This window comes from Microbacterium sp. NPDC056044 (assembly GCF_042267145.1).
Lineage (GTDB): Bacteria > Actinomycetota > Actinomycetes > Actinomycetales > Microbacteriaceae > Microbacterium.
In genome coordinates this window covers 228,292-241,359 of the sequence record NZ_JBHJWZ010000006.1, presented here as the reverse complement: position 1 = coordinate 241,359, position 13,068 = coordinate 228,292, and the positions used below count along the sequence as shown (strand labels likewise).

At 67.0% G+C, this 13,068-nt stretch carries 24 protein-coding genes; all 24 read right to left on the bottom strand.

Going from position 1 to position 13,068, the window contains the following annotated elements:
- Positions 1 to 7 precede the first annotated feature (7 nt).
- The 24 genes from ACFC1I_RS18225 to rpsS all read right to left on the bottom strand — a co-directional run bounded on the left by ACFC1I_RS18225 (position 8) and on the right by rpsS (position 13,068).
- Positions 8 to 997, bottom strand: coding sequence for a DNA-directed RNA polymerase subunit alpha (locus ACFC1I_RS18225; protein WP_116194480.1), 990 nt, complete (start codon positions 995 to 997; stop codon positions 8 to 10).
- Between the two features lie 164 nt (positions 998 to 1,161).
- Positions 1,162 to 1,560, bottom strand: a complete 399-nt coding sequence (rpsK, locus tag ACFC1I_RS18220) for a 30S ribosomal protein S11 (RefSeq protein WP_018171470.1) — start codon at positions 1,558 to 1,560, stop codon at positions 1,162 to 1,164.
- 33 nt (positions 1,561 to 1,593) lie between these two features.
- Positions 1,594 to 1,968 (bottom strand): 30S ribosomal protein S13, encoded by a 375-nt coding sequence (rpsM, locus tag ACFC1I_RS18215; RefSeq protein ID WP_023954076.1) that lies wholly within the window; start codon positions 1,966 to 1,968, stop codon positions 1,594 to 1,596.
- 161 nt (positions 1,969 to 2,129) lie between these two features.
- Positions 2,130 to 2,246, bottom strand: a complete 117-nt coding sequence (gene rpmJ, locus ACFC1I_RS18210) for a 50S ribosomal protein L36 (protein WP_005050492.1) — start codon at positions 2,244 to 2,246, stop codon at positions 2,130 to 2,132.
- A gap of 64 nt (positions 2,247 to 2,310) precedes the next feature.
- Complete coding sequence (infA, locus tag ACFC1I_RS18205; RefSeq protein ID WP_018171468.1) at positions 2,311 to 2,532, bottom strand: translation initiation factor IF-1; 222 nt, start codon at positions 2,530 to 2,532, stop codon at positions 2,311 to 2,313.
- Between the two features lie 195 nt (positions 2,533 to 2,727).
- Positions 2,728 to 3,426, bottom strand: coding sequence for a DsbA family protein (locus ACFC1I_RS18200; RefSeq protein ID WP_376012616.1), 699 nt, complete (start codon positions 3,424 to 3,426; stop codon positions 2,728 to 2,730).
- Between the two features lie 10 nt (positions 3,427 to 3,436).
- A complete protein-coding gene (gene map / locus ACFC1I_RS18195) occupies positions 3,437 to 4,279 on the bottom strand; it encodes a type I methionyl aminopeptidase (protein ID WP_376012613.1) in 843 nt (280 codons plus the stop codon).
- A gap of 4 nt (positions 4,280 to 4,283) precedes the next feature.
- Entirely contained in the window at positions 4,284 to 4,877 is a 594-nt protein-coding gene (locus ACFC1I_RS18190) for an adenylate kinase (RefSeq protein ID WP_376012610.1), read from the bottom strand.
- The gene (secY, locus tag ACFC1I_RS18185; protein ID WP_376012607.1) at positions 4,874 to 6,196 is read right to left on the bottom strand and encodes a preprotein translocase subunit SecY; all 1,323 of its coding nucleotides are present in this window, start codon (positions 6,194 to 6,196) and stop codon (positions 4,874 to 4,876) included. Before secY ends, ACFC1I_RS18190 begins: the two co-directional genes overlap by 4 nt.
- A gap of 98 nt (positions 6,197 to 6,294) precedes the next feature.
- On the bottom strand, positions 6,295 to 6,906 hold the full coding sequence (rplO, locus tag ACFC1I_RS18180) for a 50S ribosomal protein L15 (protein WP_052676893.1): 612 nt from the start codon (positions 6,904 to 6,906) through the stop codon (positions 6,295 to 6,297).
- The gene (gene rpmD / locus ACFC1I_RS18175) at positions 6,906 to 7,091 is read right to left on the bottom strand and encodes a 50S ribosomal protein L30 (protein ID WP_018171461.1); all 186 of its coding nucleotides are present in this window, start codon (positions 7,089 to 7,091) and stop codon (positions 6,906 to 6,908) included. The genes rplO and rpmD overlap by 1 nt, the downstream gene beginning before the upstream one ends.
- Positions 7,091 to 7,780: a 30S ribosomal protein S5 gene (gene rpsE, locus ACFC1I_RS18170; RefSeq protein WP_203582301.1), complete on the bottom strand. Its 690-nt coding sequence runs from the start codon at positions 7,778 to 7,780 to the stop codon at positions 7,091 to 7,093. The genes rpmD and rpsE overlap by 1 nt, the downstream gene beginning before the upstream one ends.
- The gene (gene rplR, locus ACFC1I_RS18165; RefSeq protein ID WP_376012603.1) at positions 7,777 to 8,136 is read right to left on the bottom strand and encodes a 50S ribosomal protein L18; all 360 of its coding nucleotides are present in this window, start codon (positions 8,134 to 8,136) and stop codon (positions 7,777 to 7,779) included. The genes rpsE and rplR overlap by 4 nt, the downstream gene beginning before the upstream one ends.
- 2 nt (positions 8,137 to 8,138) lie before the next feature.
- Positions 8,139 to 8,675, bottom strand: coding sequence for a 50S ribosomal protein L6 (gene rplF / locus ACFC1I_RS18160; protein ID WP_376012600.1), 537 nt, complete (start codon positions 8,673 to 8,675; stop codon positions 8,139 to 8,141).
- 6 nt (positions 8,676 to 8,681) lie between these two features.
- Positions 8,682 to 9,080: a 30S ribosomal protein S8 gene (gene rpsH, locus ACFC1I_RS18155; protein ID WP_045301501.1), complete on the bottom strand. Its 399-nt coding sequence runs from the start codon at positions 9,078 to 9,080 to the stop codon at positions 8,682 to 8,684.
- Positions 9,081 to 9,217: 137 nt separating this feature from the next.
- Positions 9,218 to 9,805, bottom strand: coding sequence for a 50S ribosomal protein L5 (gene rplE / locus ACFC1I_RS18150; protein WP_376012597.1), 588 nt, complete (start codon positions 9,803 to 9,805; stop codon positions 9,218 to 9,220).
- A gap of 2 nt (positions 9,806 to 9,807) precedes the next feature.
- The gene (gene rplX, locus ACFC1I_RS18145; RefSeq protein ID WP_203582298.1) at positions 9,808 to 10,167 is read right to left on the bottom strand and encodes a 50S ribosomal protein L24; all 360 of its coding nucleotides are present in this window, start codon (positions 10,165 to 10,167) and stop codon (positions 9,808 to 9,810) included.
- A gap of 4 nt (positions 10,168 to 10,171) precedes the next feature.
- Positions 10,172 to 10,540, bottom strand: coding sequence for a 50S ribosomal protein L14 (gene rplN, locus ACFC1I_RS18140; protein ID WP_376012593.1), 369 nt, complete (start codon positions 10,538 to 10,540; stop codon positions 10,172 to 10,174).
- Entirely contained in the window at positions 10,537 to 10,851 is a 315-nt protein-coding gene (rpsQ, locus tag ACFC1I_RS18135) for a 30S ribosomal protein S17 (protein WP_056371390.1), read from the bottom strand. Before rpsQ ends, rplN begins: the two co-directional genes overlap by 4 nt.
- A complete protein-coding gene (gene rpmC / locus ACFC1I_RS18130; RefSeq protein WP_045301493.1) occupies positions 10,851 to 11,165 on the bottom strand; it encodes a 50S ribosomal protein L29 in 315 nt (104 codons plus the stop codon). Before rpmC ends, rpsQ begins: the two co-directional genes overlap by 1 nt.
- Positions 11,165 to 11,584: a 50S ribosomal protein L16 gene (gene rplP, locus ACFC1I_RS18125; RefSeq protein ID WP_018171451.1), complete on the bottom strand. Its 420-nt coding sequence runs from the start codon at positions 11,582 to 11,584 to the stop codon at positions 11,165 to 11,167. The genes rpmC and rplP overlap by 1 nt, the downstream gene beginning before the upstream one ends.
- Positions 11,584 to 12,366, bottom strand: coding sequence for a 30S ribosomal protein S3 (gene rpsC, locus ACFC1I_RS18120; protein WP_159846877.1), 783 nt, complete (start codon positions 12,364 to 12,366; stop codon positions 11,584 to 11,586). The genes rplP and rpsC overlap by 1 nt, the downstream gene beginning before the upstream one ends.
- Entirely contained in the window at positions 12,366 to 12,764 is a 399-nt protein-coding gene (gene rplV, locus ACFC1I_RS18115; protein WP_045301488.1) for a 50S ribosomal protein L22, read from the bottom strand. The genes rpsC and rplV overlap by 1 nt, the downstream gene beginning before the upstream one ends.
- A gap of 22 nt (positions 12,765 to 12,786) precedes the next feature.
- Entirely contained in the window at positions 12,787 to 13,068 is a 282-nt protein-coding gene (gene rpsS / locus ACFC1I_RS18110; RefSeq protein ID WP_045275479.1) for a 30S ribosomal protein S19, read from the bottom strand.

Below are 13,068 nucleotides of genomic sequence, written 5' to 3'. Positions count from 1 at the left end.
CATCCGATCACACGGTCTCGTCGTCGTAGCCGCCGTAGAAGTGAGCGCCGTCGAACCCGGGGACCGAGTCCTTCAGCGACAGGCCGAGCGAGACGAGCTTGTCGCGCACCTCGTCGACCGACTTCTGACCGAAGTTGCGGATGTTCATGAGCTGCGTCTCCGAGAGGGCGACGAGCTCCGACACGGTGTTGATGCCCTCGCGCTTGAGGCAGTTGTACGAACGCACCGACAGGTCGAGGTCCTCGATGGGCATCGACAGCTCGTTCGAGAGGACGGTCTCGACCGGCGCCGGGCCGATCTCGATGCCCTCGGCCTCGACGTTGAGCTCGCGGGCCAGGCCGAAGAGCTCCGTCAGGGTGCGACCGGCCGAGGCGACGGCGTCGCGCGGGGCGATCGAGGACTTGGTCTCGACGTCCAGCACGAGCTTGTCGAAGTCGGTGCGCTCACCGGCACGCGTCGCGTCGACACGGTACGAGACCTTGAGGACGGGCGAGTAGATCGAGTCGACCGGGATCTGGCCGGCCTCGGCGTACTCGTTGCGGTTCTGCGTCGCCGAGACGTAGCCACGGCCACGCTCGATGGTGAGCTCGAGCTCGAACTTCGCGGTGTCGTTGAGCGTCGCGATGACGAGCTCGGGGTTGTGCACCTCGACACCGGCCGGCGCCGAGATGTCGGCGGCGGTGACCTCACCGGCGCCGGTCTTGCGCAGGTACGCGGTGATGGGCTCGTCGCGCTCGCTGGAGACGACCAGCTGCTTGATGTTGAGGATGATCTCGGTGACATCCTCCTTGACACCGGGAATGGTGCTGAACTCGTGGAGGACGCCGTCGATGCGGATCGACGTCACGGCTGCGCCGGGGATGGACGACAGGAGGCTGCGACGCAGCGCGTTGCCGATCGTGTAACCGAAGCCGGGCTCCAGCGGCTCGATGACGAAACGGCTGCGGAACTCCCCGATCTTCTCCTCGGTCAGAGTGGGACGCTGTGCGATGAGCACTATGTGTTCCTTTCGATCACGTGCCCGCTATATGACACGTGCGGTGGGTGAGGTGTTGAGTTTTGCTCGGGATGCTTCGGCCGACGCGCGGGCGGCGGTCGCAGCATCCGTAAGAAACGTGCCGGAGCCGGGGCACCGGAATCGGTGCCCCGGCTTACGGGATGTCAGACGCGGCGGCGCTTGGGCGGACGGCAGCCGTTGTGGGCCTGCGGCGTCACGTCCTGGATCGAGCCGACCTCGAGGCCGGCAGCCGTGAGCGAGCGGATCGCGGTCTCGCGGCCCGAGCCCGGACCCTTCACGAAGACGTCGACCTTCTTGACGCCGTGCTCCTGCGCCTGGCGGGCAGCGGACTCCGCGGCCATGCCGGCGGCGTACGGCGTCGACTTGCGCGAGCCCTTGAAGCCCACGCCACCCGACGACGCCCAGCTGATGACGGCGCCCGACGGGTCGGTGATCGAGACGATCGTGTTGTTGAACGTCGACTTGATGTGGGCCTGGCCCAGCGCGATGTTCTTCTTCTCCTTGCGGCGCGGCTTGCGCGCGGCGGACTTGGCCTGTGCCATGTGCTTGCTCTCCTAAACCCTGGGGGCCGCGCCTTAGCGCGCCTTCTTCTTGCCGGCGACGGTGCGCTTCGGGCCCTTGCGGGTACGCGCGTTCGTCTTCGTGCGCTGCCCGCGCACCGGGAGGCCGCGGCGGTGGCGCAGGCCCTCGTAGGAACCGATCTCGACCTTGCGGCGGATGTCGGCGGCAACCTCGCGACGGAGGTCACCCTCGACCTTGTAGTTGCCTTCGATGTAGTCGCGGAGCGCGACGAGCTGGTCGTCGGTGAGGTCCTTGACGCGGATGTTCTCGTCGATCTCCGTCGCGGCGAGGATCTCGTTCGAGCGGGTACGGCCGACGCCGTAGATGTACGTGAGGGCGATCACCACGCGCTTGTCGCGCGGGATGTCAACGCCGGCAAGACGTGCCATGCGATTCTCCTGAGAGTTGGTGGAGGTGTGGAGCAGTGTCGGTGCCCGGGCCTCCGGCCCGAGGTGTCCCCCGCGCGATGCGGGTTCTGACGCTGCCTGTGTTCGTATTCAGTTGTGGGATGACGGATGCCGCGGCTCGCGGCATCCGTCCAGACCTGATGTCAGCCCTGGCGCTGCTTGTGACGCGGGTTGCTCTTGCAGATCACCATGACGCGACCGTGGCGACGGATGACCTTGCAGTGGTCGCAGATGGGCTTGACGGAGGGGTTGACCTTCATGATTTCTTCTCTTCGCTGTCTTCACCGGGCAGGCCGGAGCCTGGGGTGTTACTTCTCGACCGGCCTAGCGGTAGCGGTAGACGATGCGCCCGCGGGTGAGGTCGTAGGGCGACAGCTCCACGACGACACGGTCCTCGGGGATGATGCGGATGTAGTTCTGCCGCATCTTGCCGGAGATCGTCGCGAGGACCTTGTGGCCGTTGCTGAGCTCAACGCGGAACATCGCGTTGGGCAGCGCCTCGGACACGACGCCCTCGATCTCGATGACACCGTCTTTCTTCGCCATACGCTCGCTAACACTTGTGCAGACCGGTCGATCTGCGGTGGATGGGATTCGGTGCGGCGACACGCCAATACAGGCGCAACGCACCAAAGATCAAGCATACGTGATAGAGGATGCCTCGGCAACCTGGCCCAGGCCTCTCACAGCACGCAGCAGAGAACGGATGCCGCGGGCCGCGGCATCCGTCCTCTGAAAGGCTTACTGGAAGAGCGTCGCGAGCGAGCCGGCCGGGGGCAGCTGCGAGTTCGCGATGACCTCGCCGTTGACGGTGATGGTCGGAGTGCCGATGCCTGCGGAGCCGGGCTGGATCGGTGTCTCGGCGGTCATCGCGGTGACGAAGCCGGCGTAGGTGCCGTCGTCGACGCACGAGTCGATGCCCGTCACGCCGACGCCCGACGCGATGTCGAGGATCTCTTTGTTCGTGAGGCCCTTCGAGCCCTCGGAGGGCTGGCCGGCGAACATCGCCTGCAGGAAGGGCAGCGACGCATCGGCGTCGGCGACGGCCACGCAGTAGGCGGCGTTCGCGGCCCGGGTCGAGTACTGGGTGCCGCTCGACTGGCCGTCGAGGATCGAGATCGGGTGGATGTCGAGCGTGATGCTGCCGTCGTCGACCATTCCCTGGATCTCTGCGCCGTACACCTGCTCGAACTGGTTGCAGACCGGGCACATGAAGTCGACGTAGGTGCCGAGGGTGTCTTCACCCGTGCCGACGCTGATCGCGCCGGTTTCGGCGTCGATGTTCGCGGCCGACGGGGTGTTGACCTCGGTCGGCAGCGGCTTGGGCGCCGCCGCGTTGTTCAGGGTCACCACGAGCACGGTGACGAGCACGAGCGCCACCACGACCCCCAGGGTCACCCAGATCGCGAACCAGTTGGTCTTGCGTGCGGTCTGTGCCATGTCGAGCCTCCTAGGCGATCTCGCGCGGGGTGACGCCGAACGGCGCAAGGCCGGCGGCTCCCCCGTCGGGCGCCGTCAGCACCCAGATTCCGTCATCGTGCACGGCGACGCTATGTTCCCAGTGGGAGCCGGCGGTGCCGTCGATCGTGGAGACCGTCCACCCGTCGTCCTCGACGAAGGTGGCCTGGTCGCCGATCACGACCATGGGCTCGATGGCCAGCACGAGCCCGGGACGCACCTCGGGACCCGGATCGGCGACGCGGTAGTTGAACACCGACGGCGACTCGTGCATCTTGCGGCCGATGCCGTGGCCGACGTACTCGCGCAGGATGCCGTACGTGCCGGACTCCGGGGAGTTCGCCTCGATGTGCGCCTGGATCGCCGTGCCGACCTCGCCGATGTGCTTCGCGGTCGCGAGCGCCGCGATGCCCGCCCACAGGGACCCCTCGGTCACGTCGCTGAGGCGCTGACGCTCGGCGACGATCTCGGGGCGCGTGTCGTCCGGCAGGACGAACGTGAACGCCGAGTCCCCGTTCCAGCCCTTGAACTCGGCGCCGGCGTCGATCGACAGGATGTCGCCGGGGGCGAGGACCCGGTCGCCGGGGATGCCGTGCACGACCTCTTCGTTGACCGAGGCGCAGATCGTGTGGCGGTACCCGCGCACCATCTGGAAGTTGGACTTCGCGCCTCGGCCGGTGATGAGAGCGGATGCTGCGGCATCGAGCTCCGCCGTCGTCACGCCCGGAGCGATCAGGCTGCGGGCAGCGTCGAGCGCCCCGGCCGTGATGAGGCCCGGCTCGACCATCGCCCGCAGTTGCGCGGGCGATTTGTAGATCGAACGGCGAAGTGCCACGGGATCAGGCGACGGGGACGCGGGCGAGCCCGCGCGCCTCGAGCGCGGAGACGATCCGCTCGGTGATCTCGTCGAGCGTGCCCACGCCGTCGACGCTGTCGACGATGTCGCGCGCCTCGTACACGCCGATGATCGGAGCGGTCTCGCGCTCGTAGATCGCCAGGCGGTTCGCGATGACCTCTTCGGTGTCGTCGGTGCGGCCCTGCTCCTGCGCGCGGCGCGCGATGCGCGAGATGCTCTCGTCGCGGGGCACGTCGAGCAGGATCACGGCGTCGAGCTCTTCGTCACGGCCCTCGAGGAACTCCTCGAGGTGCATGACCTGCGCCACGTTGCGGGGGTAGCCGTCGAGCAGGAACCCGCCCTCGGCGTCGGCCTGCGACAGACGCTCGCGCACCACGGCGCTCGTCAGCTCGTCGGAGACCAGGTCGCCCGCCTCGATGATGGCCTTGACCTGGGTGCCGAGTTCGGAGCCGTCGGCGACGGCGGCGCGGAAGACGTCGCCCGTCGAGATGGCCGGGACGCCGAACGCCTCGGCGATGCGGATGCCCTGCGTGCCCTTGCCTGAACCCTGGGGGCCGACGATAAGAAGTCGCGTCATCGGAGGAGCCCTTCGTAGTGGCGCTGCTGCAGCTGCGCGTCGATCTGCTTCACCGTCTCGAGACCCACGCCGACGATGATGAGGATCGAGGCGCCGCCGAACGGGAAGTTCTGGTTGGCGCCGACCGTCGCGAGGGCGATGAGCGGCAGGAGCGCGATCAGACCGAGGTAGATCGAGCCCGGGAGGGTGATGCGCGTGAGCACGTAGTCGAGGTACTCGGCCGTCGGGCGGCCGGCGCGGATGCCCGGGATGAAGCCGCCGTACTTCTTCATGTTGTCGGCGACCTCGACCGGGTTGAACGTGATCGCGACGTAGAAGTACGTGAAGCCGACGATGAGGAGGAAGTACAGCGCCATGTACAGCGGGTGGTCGCCGCGCACGAGGTACAGCTGGATCCACGCGACCCAGGCCGGAACCTCTTCACCCGCCTGCGGCTGGTTGAACTGTGCGATGAGCGCCGGGATGTACAGCAGCGACGAGGCGAAGATGACGGGCACGACGCCGGCCATGTTGACCTTGATGGGGATGTACGTGTTCGTGCCGCCGTAGGTGCGGCGACCGACCATGCGCTTGGCGTACTGCACCGGGATGCGGCGCTGCGACTGTTCGACGAAGACGACCAGCGCGACGACGACGATGCCGACGGCCAGGACGAGGAGGAAGACCTCGAAGCCGCGGGACTGCCAGATCGCCCACATCGAGGCGGGGAAGGCGGCGGCGATCGAGGTGAAGATGAGCAGCGACATGCCGTTGCCGATGCCGCGCTCGGTGACGAGCTCGGCGAACCACATGATGAGGCCGGTGCCGGCGGTCATCGTGATGATCATGAGCAGCTGGGCCCACCACACGTCGTTGGTGAGGAGGTTCTCGCACTCGGGGATGCCCGTGGTGCCGAACAGCTGGCCGCTGCGCGCGACCGTGACGAGCGTGGTCGACTGGAGGAGCGCCAGCGCGATCGTCAGGTAGCGGGTGTACTGCGTGAGCTTCGCCTGGCCCGCCTGGCCCTCCTTGTAGAGGGTCTCGAAGTGCGGGATGACCACGCGCAGGAGCTGCACGATGATCGTCGCCGTGATGTACGGCATGACGCCGAGCGCGAAGATCGACAGCTGCAGGAGCGCTCCGCCGGAGAACAGATTGACCAGCGAGAGCAGGCCCTCGGTCCCTGCCGACGACCGCAGACACGACTGCACGTTCGGGAAGTCGACGAACGGCGCAGGGACGTGCGCGCCGAAGCGGTACAGGGCGATGATCGCCAGGGTGAATGCGATCTTCCGCCGAAGGTCGGGTGTGCGGAAGATCCGCGCGATGGCGCTGAACAAGAGGATTCCTCCAGAAGGGGCTTCGGCACGCAGACGTGCCGACGTCCAGGGTAACCCAGTGGGGGCCGGAGCAAGCTCCGGCCCCCACTGTGCGCGTATTACTTGACGGCGCCGCCCGCGGCGACGATCTTCTGCTCAGCCGAAGCCGAGACCTTGTCGACCGACACGTTGAGCTTCACCGAGATGTCGCCGGTGCCGAGCACCTTGACCTTCTCGTTCTTGCGCACCGCACCCTTGGCGACCAGGTCGCCGATGGTGACGTCGCCGCCAGCCGGGTACAGCTCCGCGAGCTTGTCCAGGTTCACGACCTGGTACTCGACGCGGAACGGGTTCTTGAAGCCGCGGAGCTTCGGGGTGCGCATGTGCAGCGGCATCTGCCCACCCTCGAAGCCGACCTTGACCTGGTAGCGAGCCTTCGTACCCTTGGTACCGCGGCCCGCGGTCTTGCCCTTCGAGCCCTCACCGCGACCGACACGGGTCTTCGCGGTGTTGGAGCCGGGGACCGGACGCAGGTGGTGCACCTTCAGCACGCCCGGGCGCGAGGCCGGGACGTCCTTCTTGGCGGCGGCCTTCTTGGCGGGCGCCTTCTCAGCCTTGTCGGCCTTGGCGGCGGCAGCCTTCGCGGGGGCCTTCTTCTCGGCGGCAGCCTTGGGAGCAGCAGCCTTCTTCGGGGCCTTCTCGGCCTCGACGGCGTCGTTCTTCTCAGCCATTAGTCGATCTCCTCAACCTTCACGAGGTGCGCGACGGTCCGGACGTAACCGCGCGTCTGCGCGTCGTCGGGACGGACGACCGAGTCGCCGATCCGCTTCAGACCGAGCGAACGCAGCGTGTCACGCTGGTTCTGCTTCTCGCTCACCTTGGACTTGACCTGCGTAACCTTCAGGCGCGCAGCCATCAGACACCTGCCTTCGCAGCGGCCGCGGCCTCAGCCTCGGCACGGACGAGACGGGCGGGGGCGACCTGGTCGAAGTCGAGACCGCGACGCGCGGCGACCGCACGGGGCTCCTCGAGCTGCTTCAGGGCCTCCACCGTCGCGTGGACGATGTTGATCGTGTTCGACGAGCCGAGCGACTTCGACAGCACGTCGTGGATGCCGGCGCACTCGAGGACCGCGCGCACCGGGCCACCGGCGATGACACCGGTACCGGCAGCGGCGGGGCGCAGCAGCACCACACCGGCAGCGGCCTCACCCTGCACGGGGTGCGGGATGGTCGAGCCGACGCGCGGCACGCGGAAGAAGTTGCGCTTGGCCTCTTCGACACCCTTCGAGATCGCCAGGGGCACCTCACGGGCCTTGCCGTAGCCGACGCCCACCACACCGTTGCCGTCGCCGACGACGACGAGCGCGGTGAAGCTGAAGCGACGACCACCCTTGACGACCTTCGACACGCGGTTGATGGTGACGACGCGCTCGAGGAACTGGCTCTCGTTGCGGTCGCGACCACCGCGGTCACCGCGGGTCTGGTTGCGCTCGCGACCACCGCGACGCGGCTCGCGCTCGCGCTCGGCGGGCGCTTCAGCAGCCGGGGCCTGGGCCTCGGCAGCAGCCTGCTCGGTCACGATGTTCTCCTTGTTGTCACTCACAGGTTCAGACCTCCCTCGCGGGCGCCGTCGGCGATCGCCGCGACACGGCCGGCGTAGCGGTTGCCGCCACGGTCGAACACGACGTCCGAGACGCCGGCGGCCTTCGCGCGCTCGGCGAGAAGCTCGCCGACCTTGCGGGCCTTGGCGGTCTTGTCAGCTTCGGACGCACGCAGGTCGGTCTCGAGGGTCGAGGCCGAGGCCACGGTGTGGCCCTTGCTGTCGTCGACGAGCTGCACGAACACGTGACGCGACGAACGCGTGACGACCAGGCGGGGACGCTCGGTGGTGCCGACGACCTTCTTGCGAAGGCGGGCGTGACGACGCGCGCGCGCGTCGGACTTCGACTTCACAGCCATGGTTACTTACCAGCCTTTCCGGCCTTGCGCCGAACGACCTCGCCGGCGTAGCGCACACCCTTGCCCTTGTACGGCTCGGGCTTGCGGATCTTGCGGATGTTGGCCGCGGCCTCGCCGACGGCCTGCTTGTCGATGCCCGCGACCGTGAGCTTGTTGTTGCCCTCGACGGTCAGCGTGATGCCCTCGGGCGCCTCGACGAGGACGGGGTGCGAGAAGCCGAGAGCGAACTCGACCGCCGTGCCCTTCTGCGCGACGCGGTAACCCGTGCCGACGACCTCGAGACCCTTGGTGTAGCCCTGGGTGACACCGATGATGTTGTTGTTGATGAGCGTGCGGGTCAGGCCGTGGAGCGAACGCGAAGCGCGCTCGTCGTCGGGACGGGTCACGACGACCTGGCTGTCCTCGACCTTGACTTCGATGGGACGGGCCACGGAGAGCACGAGCTCGCCCTTGGGGCCCTTGACGGCGACATCCTGGCCATCGACCGAAACGGTCACGCCGGCGGGGATGTCGATCGGAAGACGACCGATACGCGACATGTCAGATCACCACACGTAGGCGAGGACTTCCCCACCCACGCCCTTCTGCTCTGCCTGACGGTCCGTGAGAAGACCGGAGGAGGTGGACAGGATCGCGACGCCGAGGCCGCCGAGGACGCGAGGGATCTCGGTCGACTTCGCGTACACGCGGAGGCCGGGCTTCGAGACGCGCTTGATGCCGGCGATCGACCGCTCGCGGTTCGGGCCGTACTTCAGCGTCAGGGTGAGGGTCGAGCCGACGCGGGCGTCGCTGACCTCCCACGCGGAGATGTAACCCTCCTGCTTGAGGATCTCGGCGATGTGGGTCTTGAGCTTGGAGCTCGGCAGCGACACGGAGTCGTGGTGCGCCGAGTTCGCGTTGCGCAGACGGGTCAGCATGTCTGCGACCGGGTCTGTCATTGTCATTTCTTGATTCCTTTGTTCACGAGGTATCGGCTGGCGTTACACGCCAGACGACCTTCCATGATCTGCCATATTCAGTTGTCGGATCCGGATGCCTCGACCCGGGCGCGAGCGCCGGGTCGAGGCATCCGTTTCAGGAATTACGCCTGCGCGTCGTCCGACTTGAACGGGAAGCCCAGTGCGCGCAGGAGTGCGCGGCCCTCGGCGTCCGTCTTCGCGGTCGTCACGATGGTGATGTCAAAGCCGCGGACGCGGTCGATCTTGTCCTGGTTGATCTCGTGGAACACGGACTGCTCCTGGAGACCGAAGGTGTAGTTGCCGTTGCCGTCGAACTGCTTGCCCGAGAGGCCGCGGAAGTCGCGGATACGGGGCAGGGCGAGGTTGACGAGACGGTCGATGAACTCCCACGCGCGGTCGCCGCGGAGGGTGACGTGCGCGCCGATGGCCTGGCCCTCACGCAGCTTGAACTGCGCGATGGACTTGCGGGCCTTGGTCACGACCGGCTTCTGGCCGGTGATCTTGGTGAGGTCGTCGACCGCGCCATCGATCACCTTGCTGTCGCGAGCTGCCTCGCCGACACCGGTGTTCACGACGACCTTGACGAGGCCAGGGATCTGCATGACGTTCTCGTAGCCGAACTCGTCCTGCAGCGCCTTCTTGATCTCGGCGTTGTACTTGGCCTTCAGACGAGGCTGGATTTTGCCAGTCTCGAGGGCGGTGGTGCTCATATTCAGAGGTCCTTGCCTGACTTCTTCGCGTAGCGCACGCGAACGTTGCGCTTCACGCCGTCCTTGGTCTGCTCCTCGACACGGTGACCGACACGCGTCGGCTTCTTGGTCGAGGGGTCGACGATCTGGACGTTGGAGATGTGGATGGGGGCTTCCATCGTCTCGATGCCGCCCGTCTTGGTGCCGCGCTGCGACTGACCGACACGGTTGTGCTTCGTGACGTAGTTCACGCCCTCGACGATGACGCGGTTCTGCTCGGACAGGACCTCGAGGACCTTGCCCTGCTTGCCGCGGTCGCCGCCCTTGTCCTGCTTCTTGCCCGTGATGACCTGAACCAGGTCACCCTTCTTGATCTTGGCCATGGGGTCAGATCACCTCCGGTGCGAGCGAGACGATCTTCATGAACTTCTTGTCGCGAAGCTCACGACCGACCGGTCCGAAGATGCGGGTGCCGCGGGGCTCCCCGTCGTTCTTCAGGATGACGGCGGCGTTCTCGTCGAACTTGATGTACGAACCGTCGGCACGACGGGTCTGCTTGACGGTGCGGACGACGACGGCCTTGACCACGTCGCCCTTCTTGACGTTGCCGCCCGGGATCGCGTCCTTGACGGTGGCCACGATGATGTCACCCACGCCCGCGTAACGGCGGTTCGAGCCGCCGAGAACGCGGATGGTGAGCAGCTCCTTGGCGCCCGTGTTGTCGGCGACCTTGAGGCGGGACTCGTTCTGAATCACTTGGCCTTCTCCAGGATCTCGACCAGACGCCAGCGCTTGGTGGCGCTGAGCGGGCGGGTCTCGTTGATGAGGACGAGGTCGCCGATGCCGGCGGAGTTCGTCTCGTCGTGCGCCTTCACCTTGGAGGTGCGGCGGATGACCTTGCCGTAGAGCGGGTGCTTCACGCGGTCCTCGACCTCGACGACGATGGTCTTGTCCATCTTGTCGCTGACGACGTAGCCACGACGGGCCTTGCGGTAACCGCGGGCGTCGGCGTCGCGAACGTCGTGCTCGCCGTGCTCGACCTCGGCGGCCTGCTTCTTGTCAGCCATCACTCGGCCTCTTCCTTCGCGGCCTCGTCAGCGGCATCCGCCTTCTTGGCCTTCGTCTTCTTCGCCTTCGTCGCGGTCTCCAGCGGCGCGGGCGTGGCACGGATGCCGAGCTCGCGCTCACGGATCACGGTGTAGAGCCGCGCGATGTCGCGCTTGACCGCACGGATGCGGCCGTGGCTCTCGAGCTGGCCGGTGGCCGACTGGAAGCGCAGGTTGAACAGCTCTTCCTTGGCCTTGCGCAGCTCCTCGACGAGGCGCTGGTCTTCGAACGTGTCGAGCTCGCTCGGGGCGAGCGTCTTGGTGCCGATCGCCATTACGCGTCGCCCTCCTCGCGCTTGATGATGCGTGCCTTGAGCGGCAGCTTGTGGATGGCACGGGTCAGGGCCTCACGAGCGAGTTCCTCGTTGACGCCGGCGACCTCGAAGAGGACGCGACCCGGCTTGACGTTTGCGACCCACCACTCGGGCGAACCCTTACCGGAACCCATGCGGGTTTCGGCCGGCTTCTTCGTGAGCGGACGGTCGGGGTAGATGTTGATCCACACCTTTCCGCCACGCTTGATGTGACGCGTCATGGCGATACGAGCGGACTCGATCTGACGGTTGGTCACGTAAGCGGGCGTGAGGGCCTGGATGCCGAACTCACCGAACGACACCTTGGTGCCACCGGTGGCCTGGCCCGAACGGCCGGGGTGGTGCTGCTTGCGGTACTTGACCTTGCGGGGGATGAGCATTACGCCGACGCTCCTTCTGCCACGGGGGCCTCGTTGCGGCGCTCGCCGCCACGCTCGCCGCGGTCGCCACGCGGGCCGCCACGACGGTCGTCACGACGACGGTCCGACTTCGGCGCGTTGGCCTGCTCGCGAGCGAGCTCCTTGTTGGTCAGGTCGCCCTTGTAGATCCAGACCTTCACGCCGATGCGGCCGAAGGTGGTCTTCGCCTCGTAGAAGCCGTAGTCGATGTTCGCGCGCAGCGTGTGCAGCGGCACACGACCCTCGCGGTAGAACTCCGAGCGGCTCATCTCGGCGCCGCCGAGGCGGCCGGAGACCTGGATGCGGACGCCCTTGGCGCCGGCGCGCTGAGCGCCCTGCAGGCCCTTGCGCATCGCGCGACGGAACGCCACGCGAGCGGTGAGCTGCTCGGCGATGCCCTGCGCGACGAGCTGAGCGTCGGCCTCGGGGTTCTTGACCTCGAGGATGTTCAGCTGGATCTGCTTGCCGGTGAGCTTCTCGAGGTCGGCGCGGATGCGCTCGGCCTCGGCGCCGCGGCGACCGATCACGATGCCCGGGCGGGCGGTGTGGATGTCGACGCGAACGCGGTCACGGGTGCGCTCGATCTCGATGTTGCTCACGCCGGCCCGGTCGAGCTGGGTCTGCAGGAGCTTGCGGATGCGGATGTCCTCGGCGACGTAGTCGGCGTAACGCTGGCCGGGCTTCGTCGAGTCCGAGAACCAACGCGACACGTGGTCGGTCGTGATGCCGAGGCGGAAGCCGTACGGGTGGACTTTCTGTCCCATTACTTGCTCGCCTTCTTGCTCTTGGCAGCCGGCGCCGTCTCAGCGACCTCGGGGGTCGAGAGCACGACGGTGATGTGGCTGGTGCGCTTCTTGATCTGGAAGGCGCGACCCTGTGCGCGGGGCTGGAAACGCTTGAGCGTCGTGCCCTCGTCGACGTACGCGTTCTTCACGTACAGGTCCTGCTCGTCCAGGTACTCGCCATCCTTGTCCGCCTTGACGCGAGCGTTCGCGATCGCGGCGGCGACGAGCTTGTAGATCGGCTCGCTCGCACCCTGCGGTGCGAACTTGAGGATGGCCAGGGCCTCCTCAGCCTGCTTGCCCTTGATGAGCGCAACGACACGACGAGCCTTCTGAGGGGTCACGCGGATGTGTCGCACGCGTGCGATGGACTCCACCATTTCTCTCTCCTCTGCCCCCGCGTCAGCGGCGGCGGCCCTTCTTGTCGTCCTTCACGTGGCCGCGGAAGGTGCGGGTGGGCGCGAACTCGCCCAGCTTGTGGCCGACCATGGTCTCGGACACGAACACGGGGATGTGCTTGCGTCCGTCGTGCACGGCGATGGTGTGACCCAGCATGGCCGGGATGATCATCGAACGGCGCGACCAGGTCTTGATGACGTTCTTGGTGCCGGCTTCGTTCTGGACGACGACCTTGCGAAGCAGGTGCTCGTCGACGAAGGGGCCCTTCTTAAGGCTGCGAGGCAT

Bases quoted from the DNA above. Each gene is read 5' to 3' on its own strand.
- rpsK (WP_018171470.1), bottom strand. From the start codon at position 1,560: ATGGCACAGGCCAAGTCCGCCGCGCGCAAGCCGCGCCGCAAGGAGAAG.
- rpsM (WP_023954076.1), bottom strand. From the start codon at position 1,968: ATGGCACGTCTTGCCGGCGTTGACATCCCGCGCGACAAGCGCGTGGTG.
- rpmJ (WP_005050492.1), bottom strand. From the start codon at position 2,246: ATGAAGGTCAACCCCTCCGTCAAGCCCATCTGCGACCACTGCAAGGTC.
- infA (WP_018171468.1), bottom strand. From the start codon at position 2,532: ATGGCGAAGAAAGACGGTGTCATCGAGATCGAGGGCGTCGTGTCCGAG.
- ACFC1I_RS18200 (WP_376012616.1), bottom strand. From the start codon at position 3,426: ATGGCACAGACCGCACGCAAGACCAACTGGTTCGCGATCTGGGTGACC.
- ACFC1I_RS18190 (WP_376012610.1), bottom strand. From the start codon at position 4,877: ATGACGCGACTTCTTATCGTCGGCCCCCAGGGTTCAGGCAAGGGCACG.
- rplO (WP_052676893.1), bottom strand. From the start codon at position 6,906: ATGGCTGAGAAGAACGACGCCGTCGAGGCCGAGAAGGCCCCGAAGAAG.
- rpmD (WP_018171461.1), bottom strand. From the start codon at position 7,091: ATGGCTGCGCGCCTGAAGGTTACGCAGGTCAAGTCCAAGGTGAGCGAG.
- rplR (WP_376012603.1), bottom strand. From the start codon at position 8,136: ATGGCTGTGAAGTCGAAGTCCGACGCGCGCGCGCGTCGTCACGCCCGC.
- rplF (WP_376012600.1), bottom strand. From the start codon at position 8,675: ATGTCGCGTATCGGTCGTCTTCCGATCGACATCCCCGCCGGCGTGACC.
- rpsH (WP_045301501.1), bottom strand. From the start codon at position 9,080: ATGACAATGACAGACCCGGTCGCAGACATGCTGACCCGTCTGCGCAAC.
- rplE (WP_376012597.1), bottom strand. From the start codon at position 9,805: ATGAGCACCACCGCCCTCGAGACTGGCAAAATCCAGCCTCGTCTGAAG.
- rplX (WP_203582298.1), bottom strand. From the start codon at position 10,167: ATGGCCAAGATCAAGAAGGGTGACCTGGTTCAGGTCATCACGGGCAAG.
- rpsQ (WP_056371390.1), bottom strand. From the start codon at position 10,851: ATGGCTGACAAGAAGCAGGCCGCCGAGGTCGAGCACGGCGAGCACGAC.
- rpmC (WP_045301493.1), bottom strand. From the start codon at position 11,165: ATGGCGATCGGCACCAAGACGCTCGCCCCGAGCGAGCTCGACACGTTC.
- rplP (WP_018171451.1), bottom strand. From the start codon at position 11,584: ATGCTCATCCCCCGCAAGGTCAAGTACCGCAAGCAGCACCACCCCGGC.
- rpsC (WP_159846877.1), bottom strand. From the start codon at position 12,366: ATGGGACAGAAAGTCCACCCGTACGGCTTCCGCCTCGGCATCACGACC.
- rplV (WP_045301488.1), bottom strand. From the start codon at position 12,764: ATGGTGGAGTCCATCGCACGCGTGCGACACATCCGCGTGACCCCTCAG.
- rpsS (WP_045275479.1), bottom strand. From the start codon at position 13,068: ATGCCTCGCAGCCTTAAGAAGGGCCCCTTCGTCGACGAGCACCTGCTT.